Raw genomic sequence first — 9685 nt, forward strand, 5'->3', positions numbered from 1 at the left:
CCGACATACTACGCTAAATCAACCATTTTCACGAAACTCATTTGGATCTATACGCTTGCTAGCTATAGACATAATAACTCGCCACTTGCTGCTAGCCTCCAATTAGTGAGTTAGCCGCTCACAAAGCGTTTGCTGAAGTCGCTTATTCTGAAGAATTCGCTCATTTGGATACAGGTGTTACATGGCACATTGCACAAAGCCCTTAAGTATAGGGCGTATGCATAAGGGGTAAAGTTTGGAGAATGAAAATTCATAAATCCATGAAGGTATGGCGCTTGGTGAATTTTTACTCGCTTATTTTTTTTAAGTTGTTCTATCAGCTCAGTTATCGAGAAGCTATTTTCATCACTTGGGAAGACAAGTTGAACCGGAAATTGTGGCACTATCTCTCTGTAGTGTCGGATTTGAGAACTGTAGAAGCATACTGAGCCCAAAACATTAACGATCTCTTGCTCTGCTGATAGTTTCCATATTGCTGAAGCTCCGACACTAAACCCAAGCAAAGATACCGGTTTTTTAAGATTCAACAAATATTCTTTAAGCTTCTCTGTGTATTTTTCCAAGCCAACTTCAGAACTAAAGTGTGCATAGGCTTCCTGCTCTGTCTTGAAATTCATTGATACAGAATCGTAGGGATCAAAAATTTCTACAGTTCCAGATAGTGAATCTGATATTTTCTCTAATGATTTTGTTTTTCCAAAAATATCTGAAACTATGATTCGGTGCATGATTTACCTTTATTTACCTTTATTTACCTTTTGTGCAATTTTACACGCCGATTGCTTGCGTTGTTATAAGCACCTGCCTGTGGACAGGAAATGCACCCAATCATCACGACCTTGTGATTTAGCGGCATTTATTGCACTTTGTAGATCATAATCAACTTTGTGAAACACTATCTCCCACTGTTTATCTGCTTTTTTCTGCAAGGTTACATAGGATGCTTTTGATGAATGATTTTGCATAGAATGCACGCTAGGTTGATCGTCGCTATAAGCTTGAAGGCCGACGCTCCCAGGATTAATAACTATTTGACCCGTTGATAACTCAACACATCTTGGCGTGTGAGTGTGCCCGCAAATAATTACCGGTGAAGATACGCCATTTAATAACTCAATTATTTCACTATCAGATCGCAGTTCGGCACGACCTGAACTGATCTCCTCTAATAGATATACAAGATCATCGCTCGGGGTGCCATGGCACGCATAAATATCAGCGTTAATCTGTAAATCGAAAGGTAACTGCTGCATCCATAACAAGGGTGATTTACCCAAATCATTCAAGATAAACTGCATGGTTGGATTAGAAATAATATCAGCTTCTGTGGCCTCATAAATTTGTCGGTCCTGATTGCCCGAAATCGTTATTGCATCCAGAGAAAGCAAATAATCATATGTTTCTCTTGGAGCAATCGGTCCATATAAAATATCACCAAGATTAATAAAAGTTGTCACACCTTTTGATTTCGCATCATCAACAACAGCTTTAAGAGCAAATACGTTGCTATGAATATCTGACAGTACAGCAAATTTTTCCAACACACTCTCCTTATAACGCCGCAAACAGCCGTAATGCCTCGCTTGATTTGTAATGTTCTAACGCAGGCTCATATGTACAAGCGCGACAGGTTCTTTTGTTAAGTTTTCACGTTGCTCAATTGCATATGGCTTAAAGCCTAATCCTGTATACATTAACAAAGCTTTAGTATTAAAGTTGAACACAGATAAATGGGGAGTTGCTTCATATTTTACTTGGCATACTTCAGCCATGTGTAATGTTAAAGCTTTACCTATTCCCTGTCCTCTGTGTGAATTGGCAACCACAACATTCCCGATAAAGGCTGAGCAGCTTTGATTAACCTGATACAGGTTAGCAAAAGCCACGACATGCTCACCATCAATAGCGACGGTTAAATCACTGCGTGTTTTTGCAAGTTGTTGTAACTGAGAATTATCCAAAGGGAAAGTACCGCTTGGATAAACAAGATATAACTCTTCACGAGAAGGAACTAAATTTAAAATTCCCTTATAGTGAGCCTCAGTGGCTGAAATAAAGTGCACACACTCTCCTTGAAATATAACGAGGCTGTAGAATTATCTCACAGCAAATATTAGAAAAAATAGCGCTTTGATATCGCATTTTAAGCGCTTTTAAGACACTAGGTTATATGCTCGAACTTATTGCCAGTTTCAACCCTAATCCAGTAAAAATCGTTCCGACAACACGATCGATCCATACACTGGCAGTCTTGCTGCTTCTTACTTTTTCTGTCAGTTTTGATGCGACTAATACATAAATAACTTCAACTACAACAGCGACCGCAATAACTAACAAACCTAAATAAAGTAGCTGAATGGGAACAGAGCCATAGCCATCGCGAATAAACTGGGGTAAAAATGCCATGAAAAAGATAGCCACTTTAGGATTTAAAATATCAACAAGTACACCCTGCTTAAAAGCTGTCCATGCGGATTCTTTAGGCTGCTCCTCTGACTTGATATTTAAACTAGTACCAGCAGAACGAAATGACTGGTAGGCTAAATAGATTAGGTAACCAGCCCCTAAAAATTTCACTATTGAAAACAAAAATGCGGATGAAACCAAAATAGCAGATAAACCAACAGCAGCTGCTGCCACATGAAAAAGCGCCCCTGTACATACTCCCAGAGAAGATGCGATACCTACTTTTTTCCCATTCGCTATTGTCTTGGTCAATATATATAAAAGATCAGGCCCAGGAGCGATATTCAAAGCTAATGCAGTGGAAAAAAATAATAACCAAAAACTAAAATCAGACACGAATAATCCTTATTTCGTTAAATTCAAAAAGTAACGCCCAAATTAACGGGCTGAAAATTGTGGGCTAAACTTGTGCGTAGCGAAAATAGCCCGCTGTTTCAGTCCTGTTAATTTGCTTATATTTACGTTGTACGACTACTTAATAGCACACCACAACCAAAGGCTAAAAATGCACTGTTTGTTATTTTAGAAAAAATAGGTTGTGCTTTTAAGCCTGACCATTTCTTATTTATATTTTTCGCGATATACGAATAAACTAAATGCACAGACATGACAATAAAACAAATTGTCAAAAACATTATTGTAAATTGCCAACCAATAGATGCGTCAGTTGCTATAAATTGCGGTAAAAAAGCTGAAAGAAAAATTATCGTTTTAGGATTACTTGCTGAAACTAAAAAAGCTTCTTTGCACACTTTATAATAAGAAAATTGTATTGGAGATATCTCTTCTATTTTCTCTGTATGGCTAGATCCCACTTTTGTAAGAAGGCCTGTTATACCAAGATAAATCAAGTAAGCCCCGCCTGTTAACTTTAAAGCGAAAAACAATATAGGGGACTTTTCTAATAATGCACCAGCGCCATAAGCAACTAATGTAATGATCATAAGCTGACAGATGAGATTTAACAGAATAGTAACGCTTGCTGCTTTATAACCATACTTAACCGCATTTTTTATCACCAGCAAAACATTTGGGCCAGGAGATAAAGTAATTGTTAAATAAGCTACAAAAAATAATAACCAAGTTTCAAAATTCAAAAGATAATTACCCTTTCATAAGTAAATTGATGTTACCCACAAAAACCGTGACAGCCGTAAACAGTCCAGTGCAGCAACTTATAGTTTGTTCCACCATCCTATTTCGTAAGCGCAGACTTCACTATTGTGAAACCAATTATGCCTAAAACAGCACCAGTAAACTTGTCTAAGTAATACGCTATTTTGGAGAACTTACGTTGTACCTTGCTTGTTGATAAAAGATAAATAATCGATAAATCCCATAAGAATACGACCAATGTCATCCAAACACCAAGCACCACTTTGAAGGTAAAGTTAACATCCTTCGTTAAAACAACCGTAAATAAACTCATGTAAAATAGTAGGTTTTTCGGGTTCAAAATACCTGACATAAATCCCGTCAGGTATTCGCGTGTGAAGGTTGTTTCTACATAAAGGCTATCTGTCTTGCTTAAAGCCAAATCCTTGTAACTGCTTTTCTTTGCTCGTAAAGCCATTATTGCCAAATAAATAAGAAAAAGACCGCCAGCCACTTTAAGAACGACCATAACCATCAAAGAACTCGCAAGAATGGAACCAACACCAATTAAACACAAACTAATGTACACTGCATTAGCACTAGCGATGCCAGCCGCCACACTAATGGATTTTTTACTTCCATTTTTAATTGCACTTTTTACCACAAGTATAAAATCAGGTCCGGGACTGATAAGTGCAAGGAAATGCGCTACAGCTACCGTCACAAACATTCCGAAAAGACTAATCTCCACCCTTAATCCTCCTTTTTATTTTCGATTTGTACTGACTATTGTCAAAAAATATAACGCCTTTCTCACCGGCGAGCAGTTAATGGGGTCAAATCTTTAATATTGATATCAAGATTAAAGACTTGACCCTGACATTTCTGACCCTGACATTTCGCTGACATCCTTACGACCTATCCTTATTAGTTAAGTGTGTTTTTTGAACCTTGGCTCAGTTAACTCTTTTAATACTTCCTCCATTGTTACAATGCCACCGTGTTGTTTTAGATTGCAATTAGCCAAATCTATCAACTGTTCTAAGATTTGATACATTTCCGTTAACCATCTATTGCAACCTATGGTTTCATCGTACAACGCTTCCTGGTTTTCACTGAACTCCCATGTATCGAAGCGATACCTTAAATCTACTGGTAGTTTTTCTAGCTTTAGTAAGTTCGATTTATGCTTTTCCATGAACTCGGCTGCTAAATATGGCTCAATTCGATTCGTCATTCGTTCTATATTATGCCGAAACTTTTCAATCCATTTTACTAGCGTTTTACCTTTTCTATTATTGAAGTCGTGATAGCATATCAGTGACTTTAGATCTGACTCGATCCCCATTCTCAGGTCAATGAAACACTTTGCTCGCCTAGACTTCGGCTCACCAAAAAGTGGTCCATCACTTTCCATACAAAACTTGTATCTAATGTTGAAGTCGATGGCATCATGGAGAAAATGACTGGAAACCTCCAAATATGTTGGTCGGGTAAAAATTTGATTTTGTTCCATAATGCTCCTAATACACTTAACGCCTCAAAAAAGTTAATGGGATCAAGTCTTTAACAAGATTAAATACTTGATCATGACATTTCGATAGATGAACCGCCCTGTGTGGAGCCGAATGCAGGGTGGTGTGGGGGCTGGAGGCTAGATATCTCAGGCTACCCGATTAGTTGCTCTGTAACCTATTAATCTATTTAAATAAAAGTAAATGATTGCATGAAATCGTTCACTTTTATTCTATAGTCATCAGTATCTTGGTATTGGCATATAAGGTTATATGCATTGTTTTCATATGTAAAAATGCGTGATTGTAATAATTTATTGCTTTTTGTTCGCATATTGAATTCATAACCACTTACACTTCCGTTATAAATAAACTCCTCTTTATTAATGCTACCTCCAAAGCCTTTTAGCAAATGTCTTTTGGCTACATCTATTTGATCATAGATATCTCCCGAGACTTCTGTTTGCTCTAAATAATCCGAAACCCCAACAGAGCACGCTAGTTCAGGACTTCGAACATAATAAGTAGTTAACTTAATTTTGCCAAATTCAGGTAAATCTACCGTTTGTGACTTTTCTTTAGGTTTGTTAGGGAACTGTACTTGAAACTTATATTCATCTGAATACACTTCACTAGATGATGATTTCATAAACCCTTCGGGGGATAGAAAAGCTTTATATCCCCCAAATGCGATCGCTAATATCACAATATATTTAAACATTAATTTTCCTTTTATAGTTTATAAAGTAAAGAGTTAACTAGACTAGCTTATCATGCAACTAACATCTTATTAGACGGAACAATTCCGTGTTTCCACAAGAAAAACGCCCATCAAACATTTGCAATAAAGATTAATTTTACGTCTTTTGTTGATTTTATCAAGCGTTTGTATTTTACAATAGGATCTAGCTATTGTAGAAAGGTGGAAAAGTTCCCTGTTTGCGGTGGAAACACGGAAAATCCTTATTACTGTAAAAAAGATCTGTCCACTGCCTTTTGCTGTTTTGTCGTTGTGCTTTTTGTCATTACAAAAAAATAGAGAGCAGGGCGCTGTATTTTGCTTATAACAAGCTGTTCGGTTAGGATATTTCCGTTTTCGTTTTTCCTGTTTGCTCGAGGACTTTAGCGAAATCACAAATGAAAAGTGTTAACGCCAAAAGATCAAAGCTTGACGATGGAAGCGCAGCTAACGCATTATCAGCATTATCCTTTGCATTTTATAAAAACTGAACCCGACTTAACTAGGAACAATAATGAAAATAATCTACAACGGTCCCGTTGACGGGCCTTTATTTGTTTTTGCACATGGTGCAGGCGCGGGCGCTGATTCCGTTTTTATGGAAAGCATCGCGCAAGGGCTGGCTTTGCGGGGGATTCGCGTGGCCCGTTTTAATTTCCCCTATATGCAGCAACGTATTGATAACGGCACGCGTCGACCACCGGAGCGGGCGCCTAAGTTAATTGTGCAATATGCAGCGCTGATTGCCGGCATAGAGCAACCTATGGTGATTGGCGGTAAGTCTATGGGAGGGCGTATCGCAAGTTTAGTGGCAGCGCAGTTATCCAGTGAAAAAGTGATTGCAGATGATAGTCTTATTAAAGGCGTTGCCTGCTTAGGTTTCCCGTTTCACCCAACTGGTAAGCCGGAAAAATTGCGCACTGAACATTTTCCATTAATTAAGCAGGATCTCTTAATTATTCAAGGTGAGCGAGATACCATGGGAAATAAAGAGGAGGTTGATAGTTATGGCCTGCCTGCCAATATTGAATGGTTATGGCTTGAAGATGGTAACCACGACCTTAAACCTAGAGTAAAGAGCGGATTTACCCAGCAAGCCCATTTACAGCGGGCAATGGATACACTGGCGGTATTTATTAAAAAGGCAATAACTAACTGTTAGCTTGATAGACGATAAAAAACTTTAATGTTAAGTGCCAAGATGATGTGTATTAATTGGCATAGATTGCATGCCTCAGCCATAGTTGTATAAAGCTTGGCGTTTGCTTGCAATCTTGATTGCAGAATGTATAGCCAAACTATTTCAAGATGCTGATTTCTGAGTCTTTAAGTTGCAGGTATGCAATTCTTAATATCAGGTATGGGTGCTGATAAGTGGGGTAAAGAGAATGATTTACCTAATACTGGCGGATTTAGTGCTGATAGTACACCTGCTGTTTATTATTTTTGCTCTCTTGGGCGGGCTATTGCTGATCTGGCGCGGCTCTCTGTTTTTTGTTCATCTCCCCGCCGCTATCTGGGCAGCGCTGATCAGTTTTAAGGGCTGGATCTGTCCATTGACCCCGCTGGAAAATCAGTTTAGGAGTCTTGCCGGGAGTGAGGGCTATACGGGAGGATTTGTCAGTCACTATCTAATCCCTGTCATTTACCCGGTCAATTTAACCCTCAATATGCAGATTGTAATTGGCATATTTGTCGTGGTAATTAATATCGGCATCTATTCTTTTGTCTATTATAAACGTATGACTAAGCAGAGTAGGAAACGAGGATGAAAAATGCCATGATTAAAATAGTGTTGTTCTATATTGGCTTGTGCCTCGTGCTGTTTATTATGCAGCGTAAGTTTTTATATTTTCCACAACCGCCAGCTGTAATCAGTGGTGTGACTGAAATCCAGTTTAATACGGATGGCGAGCAGTTAAGCGGCTGGGTGGTCAATGAGGGGAGTGCTAAGGCGTTAATCTATTATGGCGGCAATGCCGAAAGTATCGAAAACAATATTGCTTTTTTTAAGAGAGTATTGCCGGATTATAGCGTGTATTTAATTCCTTATCGGGGCTATGGTAACAGTACCGGTGATCCCAGCGAAGCGCATCTCTATCACGATGCTCTGCATATTTTTGATCGGGTAAAAGTTAACCATCAGCAGATATCTTTAATGGGCAGGAGTCTTGGCTCCGGCGTTGCCACCTATGTGGCGGTTAACCGGCTGGTGGAAAAACTAATACTGGTCACCCCTTATGACAGCATCTTAAATGTCGCTAAAAGTGTCTATTGGATGTTTCCGGTATCTCTGCTTATTAAAGATAAGTTCCAGTCAATAAAGCGGGTGAAAAACATTAGCGCGAAAACCTATATCTTTATTGCGGAAAACGATCGGGTGATCCCCCGGGCAAGAAGCGAGCGGTTAATTGCAGAGTTCTCAGATCAACTGATCGACTCTACTCTAGTCAGCGGAGCCGATCATAACGATATTTCGCTGTATCCTGAATACGTTGCCGGGTTGAAGCGCGCGTTGGAATAATCATAACCTGGGATAATTTCCAAGTGTAACATCTCATTCAGAGAAGCAATAATAGCCTGCTGTATTTTGCCTTGGAACAGAAATGTTCTGCTTAAGCCGATTGTGCACGGCTTTTTATTATCAGGCGGCTGCACCCTGCCAGCTGAAATGGCGGTTTGGTTTTTGGGTGACTAAGCCTTTTTCCAGTAAACCAAAAAATATCGTGTCAACTTCTTCGCCACTAATATTAAGCTTATTTGCAATTGCTTTTTTGCTGCAGCGAACATCACCTTTATGTAATATATCAAGTGCTTTTTGAAAGAGAATTTCGGGGCGAGTGATGCCCATCTCGACTTCCTCTGGAATATCGTTAACCTCAAGTTCAATTGGCTGTTTTGCACTGTTAGCATTATTCGTAAGCAACTCAGCTTGTTTTATTCTGCTTGCCATGGTTCGCGTAAATCTAATCTCTTCACCGATTAAACCGACAAAAAAAGCGGCGAACAGATCCAGTAATACGGATAAAAAGACTACCAGGCCAAGCTGAGCTTCCGCTGCATTAATATTAAGCCCATCAGCTAAGCTACCAATAAGCCCGAAGACAGAGCCTTGAGTGGCAACGGGTAAACTGTCTCTTTGTACTGCTAGCTCAACCTGTTGCTGTCTAAGTAACGCGTTCTCTTTTTGAATACGCGCAACCCCGGTAGCGATACGATTAAGTTCAATATATTTTTCGGCAGCAACATTGTTTAAATCAATCTGTTTCTCTATCGCAGTAATCTGCAAGTCAAATGCAGTAATCTTGCTTTGTTGGATATCCACATGTCGTTGCGCTGTATTAGTTGCACTATTGATACCACCGACACTGCCTCCAATCGAGATGGCAGCTAAAATAGAATAAAACGTAAACGCTGAAAAGGCCGCCGTTAAATTGCGTCTGGCAACGCGCTCACCAAACTCATACCACGCAAAAAACTTGCCTAACTCAAAAATCACAGCCAAAGCGCCAAATAGCACCTTCATCCAGGGATCATCGTCAATGGAGAGAAAGAGAAGTAGAGAAAATATAATTGAAGCTAAAATAGCTGCACCAGTAAAGCTGTATACCACAGTCATAGCAAAAGGGCCTTTAGCATGTCGTATACGTGTCTTTTTTAAATTACTCATGGCGTTATTCGTCTAAATAAGAATATTTGTCTAGAAACAGAACGGTCGATAATTCTATTTACAAATATTGGAATGAAAATTGTCGCGCATTGTAGAGGGCAAGGTAGAAAAAAGCCAGTAAGCACAAGGGTTATAGGTAATTACTTGGAGAAAAAGAAAATATTGTTCAATAAATGAATTGGATCGTCTATTTTCTTTGCT

12 protein-coding genes are annotated in these 9685 nt (G+C 39.1%); 3 read left to right on the forward strand and 9 right to left on the reverse strand.

Annotated features, from left to right (window positions below; translation table 11 throughout):
* Positions 1-110: 110 nt before the first annotated feature.
* The 8 genes from AC4GME_RS14190 to AC4GME_RS14225 all read right to left on the reverse strand — a co-directional run bounded on the left by AC4GME_RS14190 (position 111) and on the right by AC4GME_RS14225 (position 5796).
* Positions 111-728 (reverse strand): hypothetical protein, encoded by a 618-nt coding sequence (locus AC4GME_RS14190; protein ID WP_490375961.1) that lies wholly within the window; start codon positions 726-728, stop codon positions 111-113.
* A gap of 63 nt (positions 729-791) precedes the next feature.
* Positions 792-1541 carry a metallophosphoesterase family protein gene (locus tag AC4GME_RS14195; protein WP_490375960.1) on the reverse strand — a complete coding sequence of 250 codons (750 nt, stop codon included), beginning with the start codon at positions 1539-1541 and terminating at the stop codon, positions 792-794.
* A gap of 57 nt (positions 1542-1598) precedes the next feature.
* On the reverse strand, positions 1599-2063 hold the full coding sequence (locus tag AC4GME_RS14200) for a GNAT family N-acetyltransferase (RefSeq protein WP_490375959.1): 465 nt from the start codon (positions 2061-2063) through the stop codon (positions 1599-1601).
* 103 nt (positions 2064-2166) lie between these two features.
* Positions 2167-2802, reverse strand: a complete 636-nt coding sequence (locus AC4GME_RS14205; RefSeq protein WP_490375958.1) for a LysE family translocator — start codon at positions 2800-2802, stop codon at positions 2167-2169.
* Between the two features lie 122 nt (positions 2803-2924).
* Complete coding sequence (locus tag AC4GME_RS14210) at positions 2925-3563, reverse strand: LysE family translocator (protein WP_490375957.1); 639 nt, start codon at positions 3561-3563, stop codon at positions 2925-2927.
* A gap of 98 nt (positions 3564-3661) precedes the next feature.
* Positions 3662-4312, reverse strand: a complete 651-nt coding sequence (locus tag AC4GME_RS14215; protein ID WP_490375956.1) for a LysE family translocator — start codon at positions 4310-4312, stop codon at positions 3662-3664.
* A 180-nt stretch (positions 4313-4492) separates the two neighbouring features.
* On the reverse strand, positions 4493-5077 hold the full coding sequence (locus AC4GME_RS14220; protein ID WP_490375955.1) for a hypothetical protein: 585 nt from the start codon (positions 5075-5077) through the stop codon (positions 4493-4495).
* A 188-nt stretch (positions 5078-5265) separates the two neighbouring features.
* A complete protein-coding gene (locus AC4GME_RS14225; protein ID WP_490375954.1) occupies positions 5266-5796 on the reverse strand; it encodes a hypothetical protein in 531 nt (176 codons plus the stop codon).
* 532 nt (positions 5797-6328) lie between these two features.
* On the opposite strand from AC4GME_RS14225, the gene AC4GME_RS14230 reads away from it, so the two are divergent.
* From AC4GME_RS14230 to AC4GME_RS14240, 3 genes are all read left to right on the forward strand, one after another.
* Positions 6329-6976 (forward strand): alpha/beta family hydrolase, encoded by a 648-nt coding sequence (locus AC4GME_RS14230; protein WP_490375953.1) that lies wholly within the window; start codon positions 6329-6331, stop codon positions 6974-6976.
* Between the two features lie 226 nt (positions 6977-7202).
* Complete coding sequence (locus AC4GME_RS14235; protein WP_490375952.1) at positions 7203-7586, forward strand: DUF2784 domain-containing protein; 384 nt, start codon at positions 7203-7205, stop codon at positions 7584-7586.
* Entirely contained in the window at positions 7583-8338 is a 756-nt protein-coding gene (locus AC4GME_RS14240) for an alpha/beta hydrolase (protein ID WP_490375951.1), read from the forward strand. The genes AC4GME_RS14235 and AC4GME_RS14240 overlap by 4 nt, the downstream gene beginning before the upstream one ends.
* A 120-nt stretch (positions 8339-8458) precedes the next feature.
* On the opposite strand, the gene AC4GME_RS14245 is transcribed toward AC4GME_RS14240, so the two are convergent.
* Positions 8459-9484, reverse strand: a complete 1026-nt coding sequence (locus AC4GME_RS14245; RefSeq protein WP_490375950.1) for a Preprotein translocase subunit SecY — start codon at positions 9482-9484, stop codon at positions 8459-8461.
* Between the last annotated feature and the right edge of the window lie 201 nt (positions 9485-9685).

Source organism: Psychromonas sp. (assembly GCF_983033635.1).